28 protein-coding genes are annotated in these 24124 nt (G+C 63.4%); 22 read left to right on the top strand and 6 right to left on the bottom strand.

Translation table 11 applies throughout. From position 1 onward, the window contains the following. Positions 1-28: 28 nt before the first annotated feature. The 13 genes from AC56PL_RS18070 to AC56PL_RS18010 all read left to right on the top strand — a co-directional run bounded on the left by AC56PL_RS18070 (position 29) and on the right by AC56PL_RS18010 (position 13466). Positions 29-517, top strand: coding sequence for an AsnC family transcriptional regulator (locus AC56PL_RS18070; protein WP_495516702.1), 489 nt, complete (start codon positions 29-31; stop codon positions 515-517). Positions 518-575: 58 nt separating this feature from the next. Beyond that, entirely contained in the window at positions 576-1328 is a 753-nt protein-coding gene (dapB, locus tag AC56PL_RS18065) for a 4-hydroxy-tetrahydrodipicolinate reductase (protein ID WP_497154655.1), read from the top strand. A gap of 14 nt (positions 1329-1342) precedes the next feature. Continuing rightward, positions 1343-1816 carry a hypothetical protein gene (locus tag AC56PL_RS18060; protein WP_495516700.1) on the top strand — a complete coding sequence of 158 codons (474 nt, stop codon included), beginning with the start codon at positions 1343-1345 and terminating at the stop codon, positions 1814-1816. A gap of 15 nt (positions 1817-1831) precedes the next feature. Further along, positions 1832-2284: a flavodoxin family protein gene (locus AC56PL_RS18055; protein WP_495516699.1), complete on the top strand. Its 453-nt coding sequence runs from the start codon at positions 1832-1834 to the stop codon at positions 2282-2284. Positions 2285-2446: 162 nt separating this feature from the next. Beyond that, positions 2447-3247, top strand: a complete 801-nt coding sequence (locus AC56PL_RS18050) for a thymidylate synthase (protein WP_497154843.1) — start codon at positions 2447-2449, stop codon at positions 3245-3247. Positions 3248-3252: 5 nt separating this feature from the next. Next, positions 3253-3753, top strand: a complete 501-nt coding sequence (locus AC56PL_RS18045) for a dihydrofolate reductase (protein WP_497154654.1) — start codon at positions 3253-3255, stop codon at positions 3751-3753. A gap of 2 nt (positions 3754-3755) precedes the next feature. After that, entirely contained in the window at positions 3756-4991 is a 1236-nt protein-coding gene (locus tag AC56PL_RS18040) for a winged helix-turn-helix domain-containing protein (protein WP_497154653.1), read from the top strand. 131 nt (positions 4992-5122) lie between these two features. Next, complete coding sequence (gene thyX / locus AC56PL_RS18035) at positions 5123-5875, top strand: FAD-dependent thymidylate synthase (RefSeq protein ID WP_495516696.1); 753 nt, start codon at positions 5123-5125, stop codon at positions 5873-5875. A 68-nt stretch (positions 5876-5943) separates the two neighbouring features. Then, positions 5944-6849, top strand: coding sequence for a 4-hydroxy-tetrahydrodipicolinate synthase (gene dapA / locus AC56PL_RS18030; RefSeq protein ID WP_495516695.1), 906 nt, complete (start codon positions 5944-5946; stop codon positions 6847-6849). Then, positions 6846-8783, top strand: a complete 1938-nt coding sequence (locus AC56PL_RS18025) for an RNase J family beta-CASP ribonuclease (RefSeq protein WP_495516694.1) — start codon at positions 6846-6848, stop codon at positions 8781-8783. Before dapA ends, AC56PL_RS18025 begins: the two co-directional genes overlap by 4 nt. Before the next feature lie 44 nt (positions 8784-8827). Next, on the top strand, positions 8828-9448 hold the full coding sequence (locus AC56PL_RS18020; RefSeq protein WP_495516693.1) for a TIGR03085 family metal-binding protein: 621 nt from the start codon (positions 8828-8830) through the stop codon (positions 9446-9448). An 84-nt stretch (positions 9449-9532) separates the two neighbouring features. Further along, positions 9533-12352: a DNA translocase FtsK 4TM domain-containing protein gene (locus tag AC56PL_RS18015; RefSeq protein WP_495516692.1), complete on the top strand. Its 2820-nt coding sequence runs from the start codon at positions 9533-9535 to the stop codon at positions 12350-12352. Between the two features lie 100 nt (positions 12353-12452). Next, on the top strand, positions 12453-13466 hold the full coding sequence (locus AC56PL_RS18010) for a TerC/Alx family metal homeostasis membrane protein (protein ID WP_495516691.1): 1014 nt from the start codon (positions 12453-12455) through the stop codon (positions 13464-13466). Here AC56PL_RS18010 and AC56PL_RS18005 read toward each other — a convergent pair. Both AC56PL_RS18005 and AC56PL_RS18000 read right to left on the bottom strand, forming a co-directional pair. Beyond that, on the bottom strand, positions 13463-13747 hold the full coding sequence (locus AC56PL_RS18005; protein ID WP_495516690.1) for a YciI family protein: 285 nt from the start codon (positions 13745-13747) through the stop codon (positions 13463-13465). The two genes, AC56PL_RS18010 and AC56PL_RS18005, sit on opposite strands and share 4 nt — an antisense overlap. Positions 13748-13795: 48 nt before the next feature. Continuing rightward, positions 13796-14344 (bottom strand): amino-acid N-acetyltransferase, encoded by a 549-nt coding sequence (locus AC56PL_RS18000; RefSeq protein ID WP_495516689.1) that lies wholly within the window; start codon positions 14342-14344, stop codon positions 13796-13798. Positions 14345-14454: 110 nt separating this feature from the next. Between AC56PL_RS18000 and pgsA the strand changes: the two genes are divergently transcribed. From pgsA to AC56PL_RS17955, 9 genes are all read left to right on the top strand, one after another. Next, on the top strand, positions 14455-15138 hold the full coding sequence (pgsA, locus tag AC56PL_RS17995; protein ID WP_495516688.1) for a CDP-diacylglycerol--glycerol-3-phosphate 3-phosphatidyltransferase: 684 nt from the start codon (positions 14455-14457) through the stop codon (positions 15136-15138). Continuing rightward, complete coding sequence (locus AC56PL_RS17990; protein ID WP_495516687.1) at positions 15135-15650, top strand: nicotinamide-nucleotide amidohydrolase family protein; 516 nt, start codon at positions 15135-15137, stop codon at positions 15648-15650. The genes pgsA and AC56PL_RS17990 overlap by 4 nt, the downstream gene beginning before the upstream one ends. A 138-nt stretch (positions 15651-15788) precedes the next feature. Beyond that, on the top strand, positions 15789-16118 hold the full coding sequence (locus tag AC56PL_RS17985) for a helix-turn-helix domain-containing protein (protein ID WP_495516686.1): 330 nt from the start codon (positions 15789-15791) through the stop codon (positions 16116-16118). An 84-nt stretch (positions 16119-16202) separates the two neighbouring features. Further along, a complete protein-coding gene (gene pspA / locus AC56PL_RS17980; RefSeq protein ID WP_495516685.1) occupies positions 16203-17012 on the top strand; it encodes a phage shock protein PspA in 810 nt (269 codons plus the stop codon). A 115-nt stretch (positions 17013-17127) separates the two neighbouring features. Beyond that, a complete protein-coding gene (locus tag AC56PL_RS17975) occupies positions 17128-17301 on the top strand; it encodes a hypothetical protein (RefSeq protein WP_495516684.1) in 174 nt (57 codons plus the stop codon). Positions 17302-17330: 29 nt separating this feature from the next. Further along, a complete protein-coding gene (locus tag AC56PL_RS17970) occupies positions 17331-18506 on the top strand; it encodes a glycosyltransferase (RefSeq protein WP_497154652.1) in 1176 nt (391 codons plus the stop codon). Positions 18507-18516: 10 nt separating this feature from the next. After that, complete coding sequence (locus AC56PL_RS17965; RefSeq protein ID WP_495516682.1) at positions 18517-18711, top strand: DUF3046 domain-containing protein; 195 nt, start codon at positions 18517-18519, stop codon at positions 18709-18711. 256 nt (positions 18712-18967) lie between these two features. Beyond that, the gene (gene recA / locus AC56PL_RS17960) at positions 18968-20011 is read left to right on the top strand and encodes a recombinase RecA (RefSeq protein WP_495516681.1); all 1044 of its coding nucleotides are present in this window, start codon (positions 18968-18970) and stop codon (positions 20009-20011) included. A gap of 14 nt (positions 20012-20025) precedes the next feature. After that, complete coding sequence (locus AC56PL_RS17955; protein ID WP_497154651.1) at positions 20026-20685, top strand: regulatory protein RecX; 660 nt, start codon at positions 20026-20028, stop codon at positions 20683-20685. Here the strand turns inward: AC56PL_RS17955 and AC56PL_RS17950 are convergent. From AC56PL_RS17950 to AC56PL_RS17935, 4 genes are read right to left on the bottom strand one after another with little or no spacing between them, the layout of a single operon-like run. After that, complete coding sequence (locus tag AC56PL_RS17950; protein WP_495516679.1) at positions 20669-21541, bottom strand: ABC transporter permease subunit; 873 nt, start codon at positions 21539-21541, stop codon at positions 20669-20671. The two genes, AC56PL_RS17955 and AC56PL_RS17950, sit on opposite strands and share 17 nt — an antisense overlap. Next, positions 21538-22221 (bottom strand): amino acid ABC transporter permease, encoded by a 684-nt coding sequence (locus AC56PL_RS17945; protein WP_482139206.1) that lies wholly within the window; start codon positions 22219-22221, stop codon positions 21538-21540. The genes AC56PL_RS17950 and AC56PL_RS17945 overlap by 4 nt, the downstream gene beginning before the upstream one ends. After that, positions 22218-23261: a glutamate ABC transporter substrate-binding protein gene (locus AC56PL_RS17940; RefSeq protein WP_497154650.1), complete on the bottom strand. Its 1044-nt coding sequence runs from the start codon at positions 23259-23261 to the stop codon at positions 22218-22220. Before AC56PL_RS17940 ends, AC56PL_RS17945 begins: the two co-directional genes overlap by 4 nt. Beyond that, on the bottom strand, positions 23261-23989 hold the full coding sequence (locus tag AC56PL_RS17935) for an ATP-binding cassette domain-containing protein (protein ID WP_495516924.1): 729 nt from the start codon (positions 23987-23989) through the stop codon (positions 23261-23263). The genes AC56PL_RS17940 and AC56PL_RS17935 overlap by 1 nt, the downstream gene beginning before the upstream one ends. Between the last annotated feature and the right edge of the window lie 135 nt (positions 23990-24124).

The following is a 24124-nucleotide window of genomic DNA, read 5'->3' as shown; positions in this document are numbered from 1 at the left end:
TGAAGATATTGCGGGAATGGAGGTTGTGATGGCGCTTGAGTCGAACAATATTCGGGCTCGTTACGCCGGGCTCGACGACATCGATCGGCGACTGCTCGCTCTGCTGCAGGTCGATGCCCGCATGCCGAACAGTGCGTTGGCGGCGGAGGTGGGCATTGCGGCATCGACATGCCATGGGCGAATCCGGCGTCTGATCGACATGGGGGTGGTGCGCGGCTTCTTCGCCGACATCGATCCGGCTGCGGTCGGTCGGCCGTTGCGCGCCATGGTCGCGGTGAGTCTCCAGTCGGATGCGCGTGGACAGATCCGGCGATTTGTCGCTGAACTCGGCCGTAAAGACGAGGTCATCGACGTCTTTTTCCTGGCCGGGGCGGACGATTATCTGCTGCATGTGGCCACGGCGGACACCGAGGCGCTACGAAGGTTCATCGAGATGCTCAATTCGCGGCCCGAGGTGGCAGGTACGACCACGTCGTTGGTGTTCGAGCATCTTCGCGGTTCGGCGCCGATCTTCTGATCGAGTGTCAGGTCTCCCTGGTCGGAGTGGCCGCGTCGAGCTGACTAGACTCGGCGAGGTGACTGACCAGATCAAAGTAGGTGTCCTCGGTTCCGGCGGCAAAGTGGGCCAGGCAATCGTGTCGGGTATCGAGGCCGCAGCCGACCTCGACTTCAGCGCAGGCGTCGACAAGGGCGACCCGTTGTCGCGGTTCGTCGAGACCTCGACCTCTGTGGTGGTGGACTTCACCCACCCGGACGTGGTGATGGACAACCTGAAGTTCTTGATAGAGAACGGGATTCACGCGGTTGTCGGTACGACGGGCTTTGACGACGCGCGACTGGACACGGTTCGCGGTTGGCTTGCAGACAATCCTGGCGTCAGTGTCCTGATCGCACCGAACTTTGCCATCGGCGCGGTGCTCAGTATGCGATTCGCCCAGCAGGCGGCACGCTTCTTCGATTCGGTCGAGGTGATCGAACTCCACCATCCACATAAGGCTGATGCACCGTCGGGTACTGCGTACCGGACCGCGGGCCTGATCGCCCAGGCTCGGGCCGAGGCGGGTGTGCCGGTCAGCCCTGATGCGACCACCTCCGAACTCGAGGGCGCCCGCGGCGCCGATGTCGACGGTGTACGTGTGCACTCGGTTCGGCTTGCCGGACTGGTTGCCCATCAGGAGGTCCTCTTCGGGACGCAGGGTGAGACCCTGACGATCCGACACGACTCGATCGACCGCACGTCGTTTGTCCCGGGGGTGTTGCTCGGTGTCCGTGAGATCAGTGGCCGTCCGGGTCTCACCGTGGGTCTCGACGACCTGATGGACCTGTGAGCGGGTCCGAGGTAGTGAGCGAGAAGCAGAAAGACGCACGGCCCATCGTCATCGGGATCGGCGTACTCGTCCTGGTGCTCTTCTTCTACTTCTTCCTGTTGGGTGCCCGTGCCATCGACCTGATGGCCACCGGTGAGGTGGTCGGAATCGGTCTGGGTATCGGGGTGATCATCCTGCCGTTGCTCGGTGTCTGGATGGTGGTCGGTGCGCTGCGGTCCGGTATCGCTCATCAGCGACTGGCTCGCCGGATGCGTGAGGAGGGTAGGGAACTTGACGTCTCAGCCCTGCCCAAGCGTCCTTCGGGTCGCATCGAACGTGAGGCTGCCGATGAGCTTTTCGAGCAGGTCAAGGCGGAATGGGAAGCCGACCCGAGTAACTGGCGGTCGACGTACCGCATCGCACGCGCCTACGACTATGCAGGCGACCGCAGCCGTGCTCGCGAGATGATGAAACGTGCTGTGGCGCAGGAGAAAGAATCCGGGTCGTAGACAGAAGGATCGCTGATGTCGCGTTTGTTGATCATCCACCACACACCGTCGCCGCATTGCCAGGCGATGTTCGAGGCCGTGGTGTCCGGCGCGAGCGATCCCGAGATCGATGGCGTCGAGGTGGTGCGCCGGGCCGCGCTCACGGTGTCACCCGCCGAGATGCTCGAAGCCGACGGCTACCTACTGGGGACTCCCGCCAACCTCGGCTACATCAGCGGCGCGCTCAAGCATGCGTTCGACGGTGCGTACTACCAGATTCTCGACTCGACCCGCGGACGTCCGTTCGGGCTCTACCTCCACGGCAACGAGGGCTCCGAAGGGGCCGAACGTGCTGTCGATTCCATCACCACGGGCCTCGGCTGGTCCAAGGCCGCCGAATACGTTGTGGTGTCGGGTAAACCGAGCAAGGACGATCTCGGGGCGTGCTGGGAACTCGGCGCGACGGTTGCTGCGCAGTTGATGGGGTAGACAAATGCACCCGTTCCAGTCATTTACACACGTTGCAACGTGTGTAAATGACTGGAACAGGTGCATTTGTCTCGGATCCAGTGACGCTGGCTAGCGCGGCTGGGGCCGTCATGTCCAGGGTTGTCGGCGTCGACCTTTAGACTTGGCCACGTGAGCGACGCGGTGAAGATTCCGACCCCCTATGAAGACCTGCTGCGGCTGGTCCTCGAAACGGGGACTCCCAAGGCCGACCGCACGGGCACCGGCACCCGGAGCCTGTTCGGTCACCAGTTGCGCTACGACCTATCTGAAGGGTTTCCGCTGATCACGACCAAGCGGGTGCACCTGAAGTCGATCGTCTACGAGTTGCTGTGGTTCTTGCGCGGCGATTCGAACGTGCGATGGCTGCAAGAACACGGCGTCACCATCTGGGACGAGTGGGCCGACGCCAACGGCGAACTCGGACCCGTCTACGGCGTGCAGTGGCGCAGTTGGCCGACGCCCTCGGGCGAGCACATCGACCAGATCAGTGCTGCACTCGAGATGTTGCGCACCAACCCCGACTCGCGACGCAACATCGTCTCGGCGTGGAACGTCGGAGAGATCCCGCAGATGGCGCTCCCGCCGTGCCATGCGTTCTTCCAGTTCTATGTCGCCGACGGAAAACTGTCCTGCCAGCTGTACCAGCGCAGCGCCGACCTGTTCCTCGGGGTGCCGTTCAACATCGCGTCCTACGCACTGCTCACCCACATGATGGCGGCGCAGGCCGGCCTCGAGGTCGGGGAGTTCGTCTGGACCGGTGGTGACTGCCACATCTACGACAACCACGTCGAACAGGTCACCAAGCAACTCTCGCGTGACCCGTACCCGTACCCGACGTTGGCTCTGGCGCAACGTGATTCGATCTTCGACTACCGCTACGAGGACATCGAGGTGCTCGACTACAAGTACCACCCGGGGATCAAAGCGCCGGTGGCGGTTTAGACACTGTGACCATCGCACTCATCTGGGCGCAGTCTGTCGACGGCGTGATCGGCCGCGGCGGAGACATGCCGTGGCAGCTGTCCGAGGATCAGAAGTACTTCCGGCAGGTCACCGGCAAACATCCGGTGGTGATGGGTCGTCGCACCTGGGACTCGTTGCCCGCAAGGTTTCGTCCGCTACCGGGGCGCGAAAACCTGGTGGTCACCCGGAAGCGGGACTGGCTCGGCGAAGGTGCTCGCAGTTTTCCGGATGTCGATTCGGCGATCGCTGCCGGGCGCGAACTCGACCCAACGGTCTTTGTGATGGGTGGCGGTGAGATCTATCGGGCCGCACTGGATCTGGCTGACACCGCCTACGTCACCGAGATCGATGTCGAGGTTCCCGATGGAGATACGCGGGCACCGGATCTGGATCCGCGGCGCTGGCAACTCTGCGCCGACGAACCGTGGCAGGAAGCCGGTAACGGACTTCGCTACCGTTTCCTCAAGTACACGGCCAGGGCGTAACAGTGGCCGGTCGCGATCAGTTGTCAGGTGCGCAGGCGCGCCGAATTGCGTTGGCGGCACAAGGATTCACGGATCGGATGCCGGCCGGGGCGGTGACCCGCAAACACCTGCAACGAGTACTCGACCGCACGCGACTGCTGCAGATGGACTCGGTCACTGTTGCGGTCCGTGCCCACTACATGCCGATCTTCAGTCGCCTCGGAAACTACGATCGCGCGGTACTCGAACAAGCCGCCTGGGAGCCGGGCCCGCGCCGGCCAACTCTGCTCGCCGAGTACTGGGCACACGAGGCGGCGCTGATCCCGATCGAACACTGGCCGCTGTTCCGGTGGCGGATGGAAGACTTCCGGCACGGCCGCTATCGCGAAGCGGTGGGAGATCGGAATTCAATGGCGATGCGCGCGGTCATCCGCGACACCATCGCAGAGATCGGGCCCAGTACCAGTGGGTTGATCGAAGACCATCTCGGACACGAGAAGCGTCCGAAGAAGGGCACCTGGTGGGACCGCAGCCAGGTCAAACATCTGTGCGAAGTGATGTTCGCCGCCGGAGAACTCTCGGCGATGCGGCGCAACGGATTCACTCGCTACTACGACCTCACCGAGAACGTGGTGGGGGAGCACTCGAACGTCGAGATCGCACGCGACGACGCGATTCGTGAGCTGGTGCGGGGTTCGGTGACCGCGCTCGGTGTCGGCACCGAGGCCGACATCCGCGACTACTACCGACTCAAACCCCAACCCGCGCGGGACGCGATCGCCGACCTGCTGTCGGCGGGGGAGATTCAGCAGGTGACGGTGGAGGGTTGGTCCAAACCGGGTTACCTCGACCCGGCCGCGCGGATCCCACGCACGGTGACCCGAAGCGCGCTGCTCAGCCCCTTCGACCCGCTGATCTTCTTCCGGCCCCGTACCGAGCGGGTATTCGACTTCCACTACCGCATCGAGATCTACGTACCCGAGCCCAAGCGGGTCCACGGCTACTACGTGCTCCCGTACCTGATGGGAGACCAGATCGTCGCCCGCGTCGACCTCAAGACGGACAGGGTCGGTGATCGGCTGCTGGTTCTCGGAGCCTTCTGCGAATCCGGGGCCAACCCCACGGTGGTGGCGCAGTCCCTGGCCGCTGACCTCCACGCGATGGCGCTCTGGCTCGGTGTCGGTCGCGTGGAGGTCGGCGAGCGAGGCGATCTGGCTCCGGTGCTGGCAAGGGCCATCGGCTCAGCTGCGTTCACCTGAGCCTTGATCTCGAACGGATCCGGTGAGGTGGCCGTCTGGGCGTCGTCCGGGTAGGCGAGGTCGATAGCATGTCCGACTTCGAGGTGGTGGACAATCGGTGGGGCTCGAACCCACAGGAAAGAGGAAGTGCAGTGTCGGAATTGGTGCCGTTGAAGGTGCAACTGGTGGCGAAGACGTCGTTCGACGCTCCCGCCGATGTGCCGTGGAGCACTGACGTCGACGGCGGGGAAGCGTTGGTCGAGTTCGCGGGCCGGGCCTGCTATCAGAGCTGGGACAAACCGAACCCCCGGACAGCAACCAACGCCGGCTACCTGCGCCACATTTTGGAAGTCGGACATCTGTCGCTGCTCGAACACGCGACCGTGACGTTCTACATCGCCGGGATCTCGCGTTCGTGCACCCACGAATTGATCCGGCATCGTCATTTCTCGTATTCGCAGCTCTCGCAACGCTTTGTGCCGGAGCATGATTCGAACGTCGTACCGCCACCGGCCATCCGCGGCGACGCGGAACTCGAGGCGCTGTTCATCGAGGCCACCGACGCCAGCCGTAAGGCGTACTCGGAACTTTTGACCGCGTTGGAAGAGAAGTTCTCGGACGTACCCAACAACATCCTGCGACGTAAGCAGGCACGGCAGGCCGCCCGAGCCGTCCTTCCGAACGCCACCGAAACCAAGATCGTCGTGACCGGCAACTACCGCGCGTGGCGTCATTTCATCGGTATGCGGGCCACCGAACACGCCGATGTCGAGATCCGGCAACTGGCGATCGAATGCTTGCGCCAGCTCACCGATGTCGCGCCAACGGTTTTCGGGGACTTCGAGATCGGGACGCTCTCGGACGGCACAGAAGTGGCCACGTCGCCGTTTGTTCTCGAAGGCTGAAACCCCGCGGCACCCCACAGGTGCCACGGATTAAGCGACTGGCCTGTGCTCCGGTAACCTTAACCACCATGATCACCGGTGCGACGCAACCACAGAGCTTCCCCTTCGGGACTGTCAGTGTTGCGATGGTTACCCCGTTCACCGCTGACGGATCGCTGGACCTCGAACGAGCCGCTGAACTTGCCGACCGGCTCGTTTCCGGCGGCTGCGACGGTCTGGTTGTCTCCGGCACCACAGGCGAATCGCCCACCACGACTCCGGCCGAGAAGCTGGACCTGCTCCGGGTGGTCCTGGACGCGGTCGGCGACCGCGCCCGGATCGTGCAGGGTGCAGGCAGTTACGACACCCGAGAAAGTGTCTGGTTCGCCAAGGAATCGGCAGCGATCGGTGCGCATGGCCTGTTGGTGGTGACCCCGTACTACTCCCGGCCGCCGCAGGCAGGTCTGCTTGCGCACTTCACCGCCATCGCCGACGCCACCGATGTGCCGGTGTTGCTGTACGACATTCCACCCCGGTCGGTCATCCCGATCGAGCACCGAACTCTGTTGGAGCTCTCGCGACACCCGAATATTCGTGGCGTCAAAGACGCCAAGGGCGATCTGAACTCGGCGGCGTCGCTGATGGCCGATACCGGCCTTCAGTACTTCTCCGGCGAAGACGCACTGAATCTGCCGTGGCTGTCGATCGGCGCGGCGGGTTTTGTCAGCGTCATCGGCCACCTGGTTCCCGATCGCCTGCGTGACATGCTCGACGCGGTCAACAAGGGTGATCTCGTCCGGGCCCGCGAGCTCAATGTGTCGATGATCCCGCTCGTCAACGCGATGGGCCGTCTGGGAGGCGTCACGATGGTCAAGGCAGCGTTGCGCATCCTGGGTATGGATGTCGGCGAACCCCGGTTACCGCAGGTGCCGGCGAACGGTCCACAAATCGAAGCGCTGATCGCGGATCTGCGTGCAGCGAAGGTGCTTTCATGACAACTCCAGATTCGCCCGGGCGTAAGCGCGGCAGAGTGATCCGCCGCAAGGCCGGACCACCGGCAGAGCCGAAACCACAGACGAGCCCCGCTGCGGCGGAACCGAAGGCGGACAACATCCCCGAATCGAACGCACCCAAGTCATCAAAATCGGTCGCCCAGAAGCGGTCTCCGCGGAATCGTCGTGGCGGTCAGGGACAGTCGGCAGCGAAACGGACCGACGCCCGGGTTGTCGAGAACAGCAACAGGCTCGGCACCCCACCGAAACTCCCGGCCAACGGTATGCGCATCGTCGCCCTCGGCGGAATCGGTGAAATCGGCCGCAACATGACCGTTTTCGAATACGACGGCAAGCTGCTGATCGTCGACTGTGGTGTGTTGTTCCCCGAAGATGCCCAGCCCGGTGTCGACCTGATCCTGCCGGACTTCCGGTACATCGAAGACCGGATGGACGACGTCGAGGCGATCATCCTGACGCACGGACACGAAGACCACATCGGTGCCGTGCCGTTCTTGCTCCGGTTGCGGTCCGACATCCCGGTGATCGGCGCGAAGTTCACGCTTGCCCTGCTGGCTGCCAAGTGCAAAGAGCATCGCCTGCGTCCCAAGCTGATCGAGGTGTTCGAGGGCGAGTTCACCAAACACGGTCCGTTCGAGGTCGAGTATTTCGCGGTCAACCATTCGATCCCGGATGCGCTCGCCGTGGCCATCCGCACCGGTGCCGGCGTGGTCCTCCACACCGGCGACATCAAGCTCGACCAGTTGCCACTCGACGGTCGTCTCACCGACCTGGCCGGCTTCAGCCGTCTCGGCGATGAGGGCGTCGACCTCTTCCTTGTCGACTCGACCAACGCCGAGGTTCCCGGATTCGTCACCCCCGAACGTGAGATCGGTGGTGTCCTCGACCAGGTGATCGGCAAGGCCAAGCACCGTGTGATCGTGGCGTCCTTTGCCAGCCACGTCCACCGGATCCAGCAGGTCGTCGACGTGGCCCACGCCCACGGGCGCCGGGTGACGTTTGTCGGACGCTCGATGGTCCGCAACATGCAGATCGCCCAGGAACTCGGTTACCTGCGGGTGCCCGACGGCGTGGTGGTCGACATGGACACCGCCGCCGCACTGCCCGACAACAAGCTCGTGCTGGTGTCGACCGGCTCGCAGGGTGAGCCGCTCTCCGCGCTCTCCCGGATGGCCAAGGGCGAACATCGGCAGATCAACATCCATGCCGACGACCTGGTCGTATTGGCATCGTCGCTCATCCCGGGCAACGAGAACTCGGTGTTCGCCGTTGTCAACGGCCTCGCGCGGCGCGGTGCCACCGTGGTCACGCAGCAGAGCGCCAAGGTGCACGTCTCCGGACACGCATCGGCAGGAGAGCTGCTGTACCTGTACAACGCAGTACGGCCGTCGAACGTGATGCCGGTCCACGGCGAATGGCGCCACCTGCGTGCCAATGCGGCGCTGGCCGAGGCCACCGGTGTCCCGTCGGACGCCGTGGTCCTCGCCGAAGACGGCGTGATCGTCGACCTCGTCGATGGGCGCGCGTCGATCACCGGCCGGGTTCCGGTGGGCTTCGTCTACGTCGATGGACTCTCTGTCGGTGATGTCGGCGAGTCGACCTTGTCCGAACGGCTTGTCCTCGGTGAAGGTGGCTTCATCGCCATCGCGGTGGTGATCGACGCCGACACCGGTCGTGCGGTCAGCCCGCCCGAGGTCTCCGGTCGTGGATTCTCCGACGATCCGGCGGCGCTCAAAGAAGCGGCCAACCTGGTCGACAGCTCTCTCGAACAACTGGCCAACGAAGGTGTCACCGATGCGCATCGCATCGCGCAGACCATCCGTCGTGTGGTCGGCCGTTGGGTCGCCGACAAGTACCGCCGCCGGCCGATGATCGTGCCAACGGTTCTGACGGTGAGCGACTCCGGCAACAGCTAGTGCTATGTGGCGCAAGGGTGGTCGGCGCCACATAGGGTGGTGCCATGACGATTGCCCGAGATGAACGTGCAGCGCTTGTGACCACTCTTCGTGCGGTCGGACCCGACGCGCCAACCCTCTGTGAGGGATGGACGACCCGGGATCTGACTGCGCACATGATCGTGCGTGAGTACCGCCTCGATGCGGCGCCCGGGATTCTCATCCCGGCCTTCGCCGGGCACACTAAGTCGGTTCAGGACAAGGCGGCGAAGGCCGACTGGGATTCGATGGTCGCAAAGTTCGCCGCCGGGCCCCCGCTGTATTCGCCGATGAAGCCGCTCGACCGTTTTGCGAACGTCACGGAAATGTTCGTGCACCACGAGGATGTCCGCCGCGCGGCGCCGGCATGGGAGCCTCGGACCCTCGGTGCCGATGCGACCAAGGCGATTCTCACGCCGCTGAAGGCGATGGCGAAAAGGGCGATCGCAAAGTCTCCCGCCACTGTTGAATTGGTCACCCCGGACGGTGAGCAGATCGCAACAGGGGGCAGGGGACCGGCGGTTCGGATCACCGGTGAACCGCTGGAACTGATGTTGTTCACGTTCGGACGAGCCCAGACCCGTTTGGATTTCGACGGTGACGCCGACGCTGTTGCGGCGGTGAAGTCGGCCAAGCGTGGCTTTTAGTAACAATCACGAATTCGACACGCAAGCCCGATACACGTGTTGTAGATGAGGTTTGTGTGACTGTTGCCGACTAAGGTGGCACCCATGGCAACCAAGTCCACCGCTCGTTCTGGCGCGCCCGCTCGCAGTTCTGCGGCCGGGAAGAAACCTGCCGCCAAGAAGGCTGCCCCGCGTAAGGCTCCGGCGAAGAAGGCCTCGGCTGCGGCCAACTCGACTGCGGCCAAGAGGCCCGCTGCAAAGAAGGCGACAACAGCCAAGAAGTCGACCGCCGGTGCCCGGGCATCGAGCAGGTCGGCAGCGACCTCGGCCCGGACCAAGGCATCGGCGCCACCGCGACGCTCGGCCCTCAAGGCCGTGGGCGGTGGTGTCGGCGCGGGATGGGGCCTGCTGGCCAAGGGTGTCGGTGCGGTCGCCCGGTCCGGCTCGCGTGGCGGTGACCCCCACTACGACGAGCGTCAGTACAGCGGCGACGACGGCTGGGACGACCAACCGAACGACACCTTCGACGATTCGTCGGGCGGGGGAGCGGACCAGAACGTCCACACCCAGGGCCGCGACGGACTAGCGCTCGTACTGATCGCGCTGTCGATCGTGGTCGTCGCTGCGATCTGGTTCGACGCAGGCGGCCCGGTCGGTGCGTTTGTCGATTCCGCAGCCCGGGCTGTCATCGGCACCGTGGCGATGCTGCTGCCGCTGGTGTTCATCGCTGCCGCTTTTGTGCTCATGCGACATGCCCCGAATCCGCGCAGCCGTGGTCGCTACATCGGTTCTGCATTGTTGATCGGACTTCCACTGCCCGGTCTGTGGCACATCTTCGCCGGCAGTCCGGCTGAACTGTCGGAGCGTCAGGACTCCGGTGGATTCATCGGGTTTGCCGTCGGCGGACCTCTCACCAACGGCTTGACCGCGTGGATCTCAGTGCCGATTCTGTTGCTGTGCATGGCGTTTGGTCTGTTGTTGCTGTCCGGCCTGACGGTGCGCGAATTGTTCGCTGTGGTCGGCTCGTACCTCGGTCTCGGCGTCGCCCAGGAATGGGATGAGGACGACGACTATGAAGACGACGACTTCGGCGCCGAGAGCTCATATGGCGACGCGGCTTACGGCGACCCGTACAACAACTACCCACCTGATCTTCCCGCGTTGCCTGCCCGCAGCGAACCGCTGAGCCGGCCCCGGCGGCGTACCCCGCCGCCGGTGACCGCCGCGGAGGCATTGACCGAAGAGATCATCGACGACAACGGTGCACCCGCAGCAGTCACCGAAGCCCTGCAGACGCCTCCGGCCGGAGCGAAACCGGTCCGCAAGCGACCCGTCGCCAAGCCCACCCCGCCCCCGGCTCCGGCCGATGACGAAGACGACGACATGCCGCAGAACGGGATGTTGGTCGACCGGGCCGTGGAGGGCGACTACAAGCTGCCGCCTGCCAGCCTGCTGATCGAAGGTGACCCGCCCAAGCTGGGCAGCGCCGCCAACGACGAGATGATCGACCGGATCTCCGCGGTTCTCGAGCAGTTCAAGATCGACGCCGCCGTCACCGGCTTCACCCGTGGACCCACGGTCACCCGGTACGAGGTCGAACTCGGACCGGGCGTGAAGGTCGAGAAGATCACCGCACTGCAGCGCAACATCTCCTACGCCGCGGCCACCGACAACGTCCGCCTGCTGGCACCGATCCCCGGCAAGTCCGCGGTGGGTATCGAAGTACCCAACAGCGACCGTGAAATGGTCCGGCTGGCAGACGTGCTCACCGCATCCTCGACCCGCAAAGACAAGCACCCGCTCGTGGTCGGCCTGGGTAAGGACATCGAAGGCAACTTCGTGGCCGCCAACCTCGCGAAGATGCCCCACCTCCTGGTGGCCGGTTCCACCGGTTCCGGTAAGTCGAGCTTTGTGAACTCGATGCTGGTCTCGCTCCTGACCCGCGCGACACCGGAAGAGGTCAGGATGATCCTGATCGACCCGAAGATGGTGGAACTCACGCCCTACGAGGGCATTCCGCATCTGATCACGCCCATCATCACCCAGCCGAAGAAGGCTGCCGCTGCGCTGGCCTGGCTGGTGGAGGAGATGGAACAGCGCTACCAGGACATGAAGGCGTCGCGGGTGCGACATATCGACGACTTCAATACCAAGGTCCGCTCCGGGGAGATCACGACCCCGCTCGGTTCCGAGCGCGTCTACAAGCCGTATCCGTACATCCTGGCGATCGTCGACGAGCTCGCCGACCTGATGATGACGGCTCCGCGCGAAGTCGAGGAATCGATCGTCCGGATCACGCAGAAGGCGCGCGCCGCGGGTATCCACCTGGTCCTGGCGACACAGCGTCCTTCGGTGGACGTGGTGACCGGTCTGATCAAGACCAACGTGCCCTCACGTTTGGCATTCGCGACATCCTCGCTGACCGACTCGCGAGTCATCCTGGATCAGCCCGGTGCCGAGAAGCTGATCGGTATGGGCGACGGGTTGTTCTTGCCGATGGGCGCCAACAAGCCCGTCCGAATGCAGGGCGCCTTCATCACGGACGAAGAGATCCAGGCCGTCGTGGATTTTGCGAAGGACCAGAGTGAGCCTGATTACACTGAAGGTGTCACCGCTCAGAAGGTCCCGGACAAGAAGGACATCGACGCCGACATCGGCAACGACCTCGACGACCTGCTGCAGGCGGTGGAACTGGTGGTGTCGAGTCAGTTCGGGTCGACGTCGATGCTGCAGCGCAAGCTCCGGGTCGGTTTTGCCAAGGCCGGGCGCCTGATGGATCTGATGGAGAGCCGTGGGGTCGTCGGCCCGTCAGAGGGATCGAAGGCCCGCGATGTGCTCGTCAAACCCGAGGATCTCGCCGGTGTCATCTTCTCGATCACCGGTGGTGGCGATAGTGACTCCAGTGACGAAACGGACGATTTCTAGGGGTCTGTGAGTCGCGGGACGGCAGCCGACAGGCGGAGTTTCTCGAAATTGTTAGGTAAAGTGGTCTTTACCTTTCTTCGACAGCTTGGAGGCTGCCCTCGTGCACGTTTCGCCCACCGTCTGGATCGTCACCTGTTTGGTGATCCTGGGGTTGTTCGTTTTCGACTTCTTTGCCCACGTGCGGGTGCCCCACGCACCGTCGATCAAGGAATCAGGTTTCTGGTCGGCCTTCTACATCACGATCGCGCTGATCTTCGGCGGATTCGTGTGGTGGAAATGGGGGTCGACCTCGGGTACCGAGTACTACGCCGGATTCGTCACCGAAAAAGCACTCTCGGTCGACAACCTGTTCGTCTTTGTCATCATCATGGCGAAGTTCGCGGTGCCGCGTGAGTACCAGCAGAAAGTGCTGCTCCTCGGCATCGTGATGGCTCTGGTGATGCGCGGTGCGTTCATCGCGGTCGGTGCCGCTGCCATCGAGGCCTACTCATGGGTGTTCTACCTGTTCGGCGCGTTCTTGATCTTCACCGCCATCAAACTCCTGCGCGAATCCGATCACGTGGTCGAAGCCGAGGAAGAGCGTGAGAGTCGCATCACGATTTTGGTGAAGAAGGTTCTGCGCACCTCGGACAATTACGACGGCGACAAGCTGTTCACCATCGAAAACGGTAAGCGGCTGGCGACGCCGATGCTGATGGTGCTGATCGTCATCGGGTTCACCGACGTGCTCTTTGCGCTGGACTCGATCCCGGCGATCTATGGCCTCACCGAAGAGCCCTACATCGTCTTCACCGCCAATGCGTTCGCGTTGATGGGTCTGCGCCAGCTGTACTTCTTGCTCGGCGGACTCCTCGACAAGCTGGTCTACCTGTCCTTCGGACTGTCGTTCATCCTCGGCTTCATCGGTGTGAAGCTCGTGCTGCACGCGTTGCACGAGAACACCCTGGGATTCATCAACGGTGGCGAACACATCTCGGTGCCGGTCATCTCGACGCCGGTGTCGCTGTCCGTGATCATCGGGACCTTGGTGATCACCACGGTGGCCAGCTTGCTGAAGACGAGGTCAGACGAACGGAAAGCGGCGTCTGAGAAATCCGGGGACGCGCCCGACTAGTCGCTGATCGGTCCGATGACCGGGTTCCACCCGCGAATCGACGTGGCGTCGATGGCCGAGACCGGAACGTACGGATCATCCTGGATCAGGTCCTTCACGGCGGCCTCGTCCTCTGCCCGGAATATCAGCAGAGCGCCGAGGCCGTCCGAGAACGGTCCGGACGCCTTCAAGATGCCGTCGTCGCACAGGCCCGACAACCAGGCGCGGTGCGCGGGCCGGGTCTCGTCGCGGATCGCCGCGGTGCCGGGGGAGAAGGTGTACTCGACGAGAAACGTTGCCACGGTGCTTCTTTCGGCTGGAGGAAGACGGTTTGGAAGAGCGATCAGGTCTTAGAGGGTGGCCAACATCCGGGTGTTGCCAAGGGTGTTGGGTTTGACGAAACTCAGGTCGAGGAACTCGGCGACACCGGCGTCGTACGACCGGCACATCTCCTCGTACACCTCGGCGGTCACCGGGGTGCCGGCGATTTCGACGAATCCGTGCTTGCCGAAGAAGTGGGTTTCGAAGGTGAGCACGAACAGTCGGCTCAGTTGGAGTTGCCGCGCCATGTCGAGCAATCGGCTCACCAATCGGTGGCCGATCCCGTGCCCGGCCATCGACTGGTCGACGGCGACGGTACGGATCTCGCCGAGGTCGGCCCACAGGACGTGGAGTGCACCGCAACCGACCACGCGCCCGTCGACCTCGGCGACCCAGAACTCTTGGACGGCCTCGTAGAGCGTCACCAGATTCTTTTCGAGGAGGATCTTGCCCGCGTACTGGTCGATCAGTTCTTTGATGCGCGGCACGTCCGAGGTTCGTGCCCGGCGCACGATCGCGTCAACCTTCGAATCGGTTGCAGCAGCAGGCTCGTTCGCCGAGCTGTTGTCAGATGCCATGCGTGAAACATTAATACCTGTGTACCCCGGGCCTTCGCTGCAGTCGGGGCAACCTATCCTTGTGCACGTGGGTATTGGGCATCTCGATTCGGCGCTGCAGGGTGCATCGCGTGGCTGATCGTTTGCGTCGCGAGGTGAGCGGCGCCGAGCCGGACCCGATTGTGGATCTGGTCAGCGAAGAGGTACCGATTCTCAACCTGGCCAACATCTTGACGATCTTCCGGATCGCGCTGGTGCCGGTGTTTGTTTCGGTCCTGTTCATCGACGGTGGCGACAACCCGTGGTGGCGGACCCTGGCCTGGGGTGTTTTCGCGCTGGCCGCGATCACCGACCACTACGACGGCCGGATCGCACGAGAACGCGGCTTGATCACCGATTTCGGAAAGCTCGCCGATCCCATCGCAGACAAGGCGTTGATCGGCTCTGCGCTGATCGGTCTGTCGATCCTCGGTGAGCTGCCCTGGTGGGTGACCGGCGTGATCCTGGCCAGGGAACTCGGGATCACGGTCCTGCGGTTCTGGGTGCTTCGGCACGGAGTGATCCCGGCCAGTCGCGGCGGCAAGATCAAGACGCTCCTACAGGTCTTTGCTATCGGTCTCTACATATTGCCGTTGTCCGGACCGTTGCACTGGATCGCGATCGTGTTGATGGGCGCGGCGCTGGTGGCGACCGTGGTGACGGGCATCGACTACGTATGGCAGGCCTTCGCCAAGAGGGCCCAGCGGCGCCGGGACGCGGCAACGCTGCGTCGGGACGAGCGGTCCGGGCACCCCGGCGACAGCTCGGGACGTTGAGCCCCGATCCGCTGGCCGGGGAGCCGGCGCGGCGGTTGGTGGCCGAATTGGGCCGTCGCAAAGAAACCGTGGCCACCGCCGAGTCCCTGTCGGCCGGCCTGCTGTCCGCGATGATCGCGGGAATCCCCGGTGCCAGTGCGGTCTTGCGCGGAGGTCTGATCGTCTACGCAACCGATCTCAAGGCGGCTCTGGCGGGGGTTCGCGCCGACACGCTCGAGGAGTTCGGACCGGTGGCGGAGCGAACTGCCGAGGAGTTGGCGATCGGTGCGGCCGCCCGGTGCGGCGCGACGTACGGGATATCCCTGACCGGAGTGGCGGGTCCTGATCCGCAGGATGGGAAAGCTCCGGGCACGGTGTTCTGCGGCTTGGCTCGGGCGCGCTCCGGCAAGGCGGCCGGGAACATCGGTTTCGACACCAAGGTTGTCGGCATGTCGCTGCAGGGCGACCGCTGGGATATTCGTCTAATGTCGTGCACACGGTCGATCGGTGAATTACTCGATTGGCTCGACTGAGTTCGGGTGAGTGCTGCATCCGCGGCAGTGACGAAAGAATGCGAACCCACGGACAGAAGAATGAACGTGGGTCTGCGGACCGGGAACGGAATCGGACCGTACTGCGTTGGACAGACTGACGTGTTGAGGAGGACTCATATGGCATTGCTCCTGCGGGAAGCACTCGGTGGCAGCCTGCGGCGGGTTCGGATGGATCAAGGTCGCACCTTGCGTGAGGTATCGACGAGCGCCCGGGTCAGCCTGGGCTACCTCTCTGAGGTCGAACGCGGCCAAAAAGAGGCATCCAGTGAACTGCTCGCTGCGATCTGCGACGCCCTCGAGGTAGAGATCGCCGACGTTCTACTGGATGTCCGCGACACACTTCGCACCGATCTGGACCACGCTTCGCAGCCTTCCGGGCGCGCATCGATCGCGACCGACACGAAGGTTGTCATACCGCAGCCGGCCTCGGCGCTGGCTGCCGCCTGACACTCGCCGGTGTCACTGCGCGGGCTCAGACGATAGATTGGGTCGAGGACTGCTCGGAATCGTACTGAAGACAAGGCAGGGGCAATGGCTAACCCGTTTGTGAAGGCATGGCGTTACTTGATGGCGTTCGGAAACGCCAAGATCGATGAGAATGCCGACCCGAAGATTCAGATCCAGCAGGCGATCGAAGATGCACAGCGTCAGCATCAGGCTCTTTCGCAGCAGGCTGCGGCCGTGATCGGCAATCAGCGCCAGCTCGAGATGAAACTCAATCGGCAGCTCGAGGACATCGAACGGCTGCAGGCCAACACGCGGCAGGCGTTGACTCTGGCCGACAAGGCAACCGCGGCGGGTGACACCGCCAAGGCCACCGAATACACCAATGCTGCCGAGGCCTTCGCCGCGCAATTGGTGACCGGGGAGCAGAGTGTTGAAGACCTCAAGGCGCTCCACGATCAGTCGCTGCAAGCCGCCGAACAGGCCAAGCATGCAGTTGAGCAGAACTCGATGACGTTGCAGCACAAGCTTGCTGAGCGGACCAAGCTCCTGAGCCAGTTGGAGCAGGCGAAGATGCAGGAGCAGGTCTCTGCGTCGCTGAACCAGATGAGTGAACTGGCCGCGCCCGGCAACACCCCCAATCTCGAGCAGGTGCGTGACAAGATCGAGCGCCGTTACGCCAACGCGCTCGGGTCGGCCGAGCTCTCCCGTAATTCGGTGCAGGGCCGCATGATGGAGGTTCAGCAGGCCAGCGTGCAGATGGCCGGGCATTCCCGACTCGAACAGATCCGGGCCTCCATGGCCGGTGAGTCGCTGGCTGCCGGTGAGAACACCACCGCACCGGCCGCGGAGCCGGCGGCACCGCCGGTCAACGTCGAGAAGCCTCAGGCGAACTGAGCATGTAGTAGGGGTAGTCCCTGAACTTTCCCCCATCTTGCCTGTTCACCGGTGACAAACAGGGTGCTGTGCTGGCACCGTTGATGTCAACGGATGGTTGAACGAGGAGGATGACATGTGGTGGAAGGTGCTGCTGGCAGTTCTGGTGGTGTGGTTGGCTTTCGGCCTGATCATGGCGCTGGTGAAGGGCCTGCTGACAATTCTGGTGATCGGCCTCGTGGTGATCGGCGTGATCGCGGTGATCAAGTGGGCGAGTTCTGACAAGAGTCCGACGAACACCGGACTGTGACGGCGGGGCCGAGCGGCGAGGAGTCATAGGTGCGGGTAGCGCTGGTGGCCGGCTCTGATGCCGGTCACGCGTTTCCCATGCTGTCCCTCGCGAATCTGTTGCAGCGCAACGGTTTTTCGCCAGTTGTCTACACGGGTTCAGGTTGGGCGCAGGCAGCCGCGGCACGGGGGCTGCAGGTTCGGCAGCTACCGGGTCTGGCGGCAGAGGATGACGATGACGACGGCGACGCCGGTGCCAAGCTCAGTGCCCGGGCCGCGCGGATGTGCCAGTTGCTGGTACCTGAACTCGCCGACTTCGAGCCCGATCTCGTCATCTGCGATGTCATCACCGTCTGCGGGGGATGGGCGGCCGAGTCGCTGCGAGTCCCGTGGATCGAACTCTCCCCGCATCCGCTCTACCGGGCCTCGGTGGGCCTCCCGCCGATCGGTAGCGGGCTGGAACCGGGGACCGGTCTGTCGGGGCGGCTCCGGGACGGATTGATGCGAGCGGCCACCGCACGTTCGATCAGGCAGGGCGATCGGCAACGAGAAGCCGCACGCGCCGGGATGGGATTGCCGCCCCGGGCGCCCGAACCCGCCGCCCGGATGATCGCCACCCTGCCGGCGTTGGAGGTTCCGCGCCCGGATTGGCCAGAAGGCGCAGAGCTGATCGGCCCCCTGCTGTGGGAACCCACCGACAAGATCTTCGACCGTCCGCCAGGCGATGCGCCCCTGGTCGTCATCGCACCGTCCACGGCAACCACGGGTTCGGTGGGTTTGGTCGAGGTTGCGTTGATGGCGCTGGACCCGGACGTCCTCGACATACCGGTCCGCGCCATTGTCTCGGGTCTGGCACCTCAGGTGGATGAGCTGCCCGCCTGGGCCGTCGCCGGGCACGGTAGGCAGGACGAGTTGCTCGCCGAGGCGTCACTGGTGATCTGTGGTGGAGGCCACGGGATGCTCGCGAAATCAATGCTCGCCGGCGTTCCGCAGGTGCTGGTTCCCGGTGGCGGAGATCAGTGGGAACTCGCGCAGCGGGCCCGGCGATGGGGCTGCGCGGAGGTCGTCCGGCCGCCGACCGTGACCGCGATGGCATCGTCGATCCGAAAAATATTGCAGAACAATTCATTTGCGATCGCTGCCCGCCGGGCGGGTGAGAGCAATGCCGACGTCCTCGATCCGGTGGCGGTGTGTGCCCGTGCGGCGGGCCTACAACCGTTTCGCTAGCCTTGACGACGTGCGACTCACCGAATTCACCGAACTTCTGACCACCGAGTTCGGCGCCGCCACGGCCGATTCGATGCTTGTCGACCATGCGCTCATCGAGTTCGGCGGCAAGACGGCAGCGCAGGCGATCGAATCCGGAGTTGACCCCCGTGACGTGTGGGTGGCCCTGTGTCGGGACTTCGATGTCCCTCGGAATCGCTGGTAGAACCCCTCTTTGTCAGATTCTCTTACGGCGTGTCACGTGCGATGGTAGTTGACTCGAACAGATGTTCGCCTACAGTGGTGGGCAAGCAACGATGGGAAACGTCGGCACTCCGGCTTGCGAGTTCGCCGAATTGTCAGAGGGCTGATCTAGCGTGACGTCAGTGCGCAAAGAGATGCCGAACACGCGAAAGAAAGCTCGCTCCCGCCAGACCGGCGGTACCACCGCCGAGAACTCGGCCAGACCACTAGGGGAAAAAATGGCAGCCCAACCAGACCGCGAAAAGGCACTCGACCTGGCCTTGGCCCAGATCGACAAAAACTATGGCAAGGGCTCGGTGATGCGACTCGGCGAGAACGCCCGCCAGCCGATCGCCACCATCCCCACCGGCTCGATCGCGTTGGACGTCGCGCTGGGTATCGGCGGACTGCCGCGTGGCCGCGTGGTCGAGATCTACGGCCCGGAATCCTCGGGTAAGACCACCGTGGCCCTGCACGCGGTTGCCAATGCGCAGGCAGCCGGCGGTATCGCGGCCTTCATCGACGCCGAGCACGCACTCGACCCCGACTACGCACAGCGGCTCGGTGTCGACACCGACGCACTGCTGGTGTCGCAGCCTGACACCGGTGAGCAGGCCCTCGAGATCGCAGACATGCTGATCCGGTCCGGTGCGCTCGACATCCTGGTCATCGACTCGGTGGCCGCGCTGGTTCCGCGTGCGGAAATCGAAGGTGAGATGGGAGACAGCCACGTCGGTCTGCAAGCCCGTCTGATGAGCCAGGCGCTGCGCAAGATGACCGGTGCCATGAGTAACTCGGGTACCACCGCGATCTTCATCAACCAGCTGCGCGAGAAGATCGGCGTCATGTTCGGCTCGCCGGAGACCACCACCGGTGGCAAGGCGCTGAAGTTCTACGCATCGATACGGCTCGACGTCCGCCGGATCGAGACCCTCAAGGACGGAACCGACGCGGTCGGTAACCGGACCCGCGTCAAGGTGGTCAAGAACAAGGTGGCACCGCCGTTCAAGCAGGCCGAGTTCGACATCCTGTACGGACACGGCATCAGCAAAGAAGGCTCGATCATCGACATGGGTGTGCTGCACGGATTCATCCGTAAGGCCGGCTCGTGGTTCACCTACGAGGGTGAACAGCTGGGTCAGGGCAAGGAGAACGCACGTAAGTTCCTGCTCGAGAACACCGAGACCTGCGATGAGATCGAGAAGAAGATCAAAGAGAAGCTCGGAATCGGTGCAGTGTTGACCGAGGACGAGGCCGTGGCACCGGCACCGGTCGAGTTCTAAAGGGACAGCAACAGGTGAATGAACCTGGGGGAGAGGATATCCGCGCCGACATTGCCGATCTGCGATCGGCGACCGCGGAGATCCTCTCCCGACCTGTATCCATCGACGTCCCGGCACCTGAGAGTCGGGGTCCGGTCCCCGAGCCACCGCCGCCGGCGGCGTCCGTATTCGAGTCGAGATCGTCTGCGTCGAGCACCGGTGCATCGGTATACGACGCCGCGCTCCGTTTGCTCGGTGTCCGGGCGCGCAGTCGTGCCGAACTGCGAGGGCGGCTGCAGGACAAGGATTTTCCGGCGGCCGAAATCGATTCGGTGATGCAACGGCTCGAACGCGCCGGTCTGCTCGACGATGTGGATTTTGCCGAGCAATGGGTACGTTCACGCCACTTGCACAGCGGCAAGGGACGCACCGCGTTGCGCCATGAGCTACGCCAGAAAGGCGTGGTGGACACGGTGATCGAGCAGGCGATCAGTCAGGTCGACGACGATGCCGAGCGTGAGCGGGCCGCAGAATTACTCCGACGCAAAACAGCACGGCTCAGTGCCGACGACGTGTCAGAACGCGAAAGCCGCGACAAGCACACACGCCGCCTGGTGGCGATGCTTGCTCGTCGCGGCTATGCGCCGTCGCTGGCGTTTGATCTGGTGAAGACCGAACTCAGCGATCTGCGGTGATCGCGTCGTCTTCGATGGTCACATTGCCGACGGTGCCCTTGCGTTTGCCCTCTCGAACACGACGCTCGACCAGCGTGGCCAGATTCGACAATCCGAAGTTCAGGATGATCATCACAATCGCGACAACCACCAGGGCCGGCAGGTAGTTGCCGTAGAACGATGCCGATTGGATTCCGGAACGGACCACTTCGATGTAACCGATCGCGTATCCCAGAGCGCTGTCCTTCAATGCAATGACCATCTGCGAGATCAACGCCGGGAGCATCGCGGTGATCGACTGCGGCAGCAACACCATTCGCATGGTCTGCGATTTGCGCAGACCCAATGAATGGGCGGCCTCGGACTGTCCCATGGGCAGCGAATTGATGCCGGAACGCAGGATCTCCGCGATCACGGAGCCGTTGTACAGCGTCAGGCCCGTGACCACGGCTGCAAAAGCCAACTGTTCGGCGGGGAACACCGCGTACTCGGCAAACAGGTAGTAGGCGAAGATCATCAGGATCAGCACCGGGATGGCGCGGAAGATCTCGACCGTCCCTCCGCTGAGGATCCGGATCCACCGGTGCTCAGACAGTCGGCCGATGCCCAGCAGCGCGCCGAGGATCAGAGCGAACACGATGGAGAGCACCGCCGCCTTGATCGTTCCCCACAGACCCGGCAACAGGTAGGTGGTCCAGGTGTCGGCCTCGATGAACGGATCCCACTTTTCGGCAGTGAGCTGACCGTTGTCCTCGAGAGCCACCATCACGTAGACGAACACCGCGAGCAGGACCACGCCGAACGCGATCGCGATCAAGAGATTACGTCTGCGGGCCTTCGGTCCGGGTGCGTCGTACAGAACAGTTGCGCCGCTCATCGCTTGACCGCCAATCGCTTTGCCAGGTAGCCGAAGACAAAGCCTTCGGTGAGTGTGATCACCATGAAGCCGGCGGCGATGATGACGAAGATCCAGACCACCTGATCGGCGTGGTTCTCGATCTCTTCCTTCATCAGCAGCGAGGCCTCGGCCACACCGATCGCCGAAGCGATGGTGGTGTTCTTGGTCAGGGCGATCAGGACGCTGCCCATCGGTCCGATCACCGATCGCAGGGCCTGAGGCAACACGATGATGGAAAACACCTTGGAGAACGGCAATCCCAGCGATCGTGCGGCTTCGGCCTGGCCGATCGGCACGGTGTTGAAACCAGATCGCAGAGTTTCGCAGACGAACGTCGAGGTGTAGAGCACAAACCCGAGAACGGCCAACCAGAAGTTGTTGTTCTTGACGAAGTTCTCGTTCTCAGGTGCCAACGCCAGACCGAGGTTCTGATACAGCCCCACCGAACAGAAGATCACGATCAACGTCAACGGGGTGTTGCGCACGATGTTGACGTACCAGGTGCCGAACACGCGCATCACCGGAACCGGCGACACCCGCATGCCCGCGAGAATCGTTCCCCAGATCAATGCGCCGATGGCGGAGTAGAACGTCAGCTGGATGGTCACCCAGAAGGCAGGCCACAGTGCAGGTCCGATGTCGGACCACAGCTCGCTCATGAGAGTCCTTCCGGGCACGGCGTCGGTGTGGAGTCGAGGAAGGCCAGATCACCCGGCGTCGGGGTGAACGTGTACTTGGAGTCGGTTGTTTCGGTACGGGCGATCATCGCGTCGACCTCCGAATCACCAATGGCCTCGCGCAGCGCGAGCTCCCATGCGGACGGCCCACCGCCGGGAGGCGGCGTCATCATGTTGACGAGCGCTTGGTTGACCGCCGCCACTGCTTCCGGGTACTCCTTGGCCAAACCGATGCCGTAACGCTCGGTCGAGAACGGGGTCCCGGCCTTCTTGAGCGATTTCGGACTGCCCGCGCAGGCGTCCTTCGGGTACGTCATGTCGACCAGCTTGAATTCGCCGGGATAGAAGTTCGAGAATCCGGCGAGGATCGCCTCGTCGGTGGTCAGCGCGTCGACCTTGCCGCGGCGCAGGGCCTCGACACAGGACGAGTACGAATCGAACTCTTGCAGCTGGACATTCGGCAACTGGTTCTTGACGTTCTGGGCCGAGGTCGAGCCGGTCACCGAGCACAGTTTCTTGCCCTTGTTGAGATCGGTGAGGGTTTGGATCTCATCATCGTCTTCGCGGACCAGCAGACCCTGGTAGTTGATCAGGTAGGGACCGGCAAAGGCGACCTTCTTGGAACGCGCCGCATTGATCGAGTAGGTGGCCGCGATCATGTCGACCTCACCGTTGGCGATGAGCGTCTCGCGTTGTGCCGACGGTGTTTCTCGCCACTTGATCTTCGGCTTGTCCCAGCCGTTGGTCTCGGCGATGTTGTTGACCACATATTCCGACACCGAGACATCGAATCCGGTGAACGACTGGTCGGGGTGGCGCAGACCGAGTCCGGGCTGATCGAACTTCGTGCCCGCGATCACCGACCCGCTCTCGATCGACTCGAGCAGGTTGCGCGGGCTGGTGTTGCCGCAGGCGGCGAGCCCGGCCGTGACCAGCACCGCGGCGAGCGCCAGGCCGGTCAGGGTGGTCAGTCGTCTTGGTCGTGCTCTGTTCGTGAGGCGCATGGTGTTCGTCTCACTCATCAGTGGCCCAGGATCTTGCCGAGGAAGTCACGGGCCCGGTCGGACTTGGGCGCTGTGAAGAACGTCTCCGGATCGTCGTCCTCGACGATGGCCCCATCGGCCATGAAGATCACCCGGTCGGCGGCTTTGCGGGCAAAGCCCATCTCATGGGTGACCACGACCATGGTCATGCCCTCCTTGGCGAGGGAGACCATCACGTCGAGCACCTCGTTGACCATCTCGGGATCGAGCGCAGAGGTGGGCTCGTCGAACAACATCACCTTCGGTGCCATCGCCAGCGATCGGGCGATGGCCACACGCTGCTGCTGACCACCGGAGAGCTGTGCGGGGTACTTGTCTTTCTGGCTGGCGATCCCCACCCGCTCCAAGAGTTCGAGTCCGCGTTTCTCGGCCTCGGCCTTGCTCTTGCCGCGCACCTTGATCGGTGCGAGCGTGACATTCTGCAGGATTGTCTTGTGGGCGAAGAGGTTGAACGACTGGAACACCATACCGACGTCGGCACGCAGCGCCGCCAGCGCCTTGCCTTCACTCGGTAGGACGTTCCCGTCGATCCAGATCTCTCCGCTGTCGATCGGCTCGAGGCGGTTGATCGTGCGACACAGGGTGGACTTGCCTGAACCCGAGGGGCCCAGGACCACGACCACCTGGCCGGCGGGCACGTCGAGTTGGACGTCCTTGAGCACATGCAGATCGCCGAAGTGCTTTTGCACGTTCTTCATGCTGATCATGGTGTTCGCGGTGCCGGTCTGAGAAGTCGGGACCGACTTCGCGGCGTCCGAACCGTCCGAAAATGCTGTCATGAATACCGACCTTATTGGTATGACCTGGCACGCGGCAGCGCAACCCCGGCAACACTCCTGGGC

It is taken from the genome of Williamsia sp. Y721 (assembly GCF_059683565.1).
Note: the sequence above shows the minus strand (reverse complement) of the source record. Positions and strands in the feature narration are given on the sequence as shown.

Excerpts from the sequence above, each read along its gene's own strand:
- AC56PL_RS18020 (WP_495516693.1), top strand. The coding sequence starts at position 8,828 with ATGACGATTGCCCGAGATGAACGTGCAGCGCTTGTGACCACTCTTCGT.
- AC56PL_RS17975 (WP_495516684.1), top strand. The coding sequence starts at position 17,128 with ATGTGGTGGAAGGTGCTGCTGGCAGTTCTGGTGGTGTGGTTGGCTTTC.
- AC56PL_RS17940 (WP_497154650.1), bottom strand. The coding sequence starts at position 23,261 with ATGAGTGAGACGAACACCATGCGCCTCACGAACAGAGCACGACCAAGA.
- AC56PL_RS18055 (WP_495516699.1), top strand. The coding sequence starts at position 1,832 with ATGTCGCGTTTGTTGATCATCCACCACACACCGTCGCCGCATTGCCAG.
- AC56PL_RS18025 (WP_495516694.1), top strand. The coding sequence starts at position 6,846 with ATGACAACTCCAGATTCGCCCGGGCGTAAGCGCGGCAGAGTGATCCGC.
- dapA (WP_495516695.1), top strand. The coding sequence starts at position 5,944 with ATGATCACCGGTGCGACGCAACCACAGAGCTTCCCCTTCGGGACTGTC.
- AC56PL_RS17950 (WP_495516679.1), bottom strand. The coding sequence starts at position 21,541 with ATGAGCGGCGCAACTGTTCTGTACGACGCACCCGGACCGAAGGCCCGC.
- AC56PL_RS18015 (WP_495516692.1), top strand. The coding sequence starts at position 9,533 with ATGGCAACCAAGTCCACCGCTCGTTCTGGCGCGCCCGCTCGCAGTTCT.
- AC56PL_RS17935 (WP_495516924.1), bottom strand. The coding sequence starts at position 23,989 with ATGATCAGCATGAAGAACGTGCAAAAGCACTTCGGCGATCTGCATGTG.
- pspA (WP_495516685.1), top strand. The coding sequence starts at position 16,203 with ATGGCTAACCCGTTTGTGAAGGCATGGCGTTACTTGATGGCGTTCGGA.
- AC56PL_RS18070 (WP_495516702.1), top strand. The coding sequence starts at position 29 with ATGGCGCTTGAGTCGAACAATATTCGGGCTCGTTACGCCGGGCTCGAC.
- AC56PL_RS18000 (WP_495516689.1), bottom strand. The coding sequence starts at position 14,344 with ATGGCATCTGACAACAGCTCGGCGAACGAGCCTGCTGCTGCAACCGAT.
- recA (WP_495516681.1), top strand. The coding sequence starts at position 18,968 with ATGGCAGCCCAACCAGACCGCGAAAAGGCACTCGACCTGGCCTTGGCC.
- AC56PL_RS17985 (WP_495516686.1), top strand. The coding sequence starts at position 15,789 with ATGGCATTGCTCCTGCGGGAAGCACTCGGTGGCAGCCTGCGGCGGGTT.
- AC56PL_RS17945 (WP_482139206.1), bottom strand. The coding sequence starts at position 22,221 with ATGAGCGAGCTGTGGTCCGACATCGGACCTGCACTGTGGCCTGCCTTC.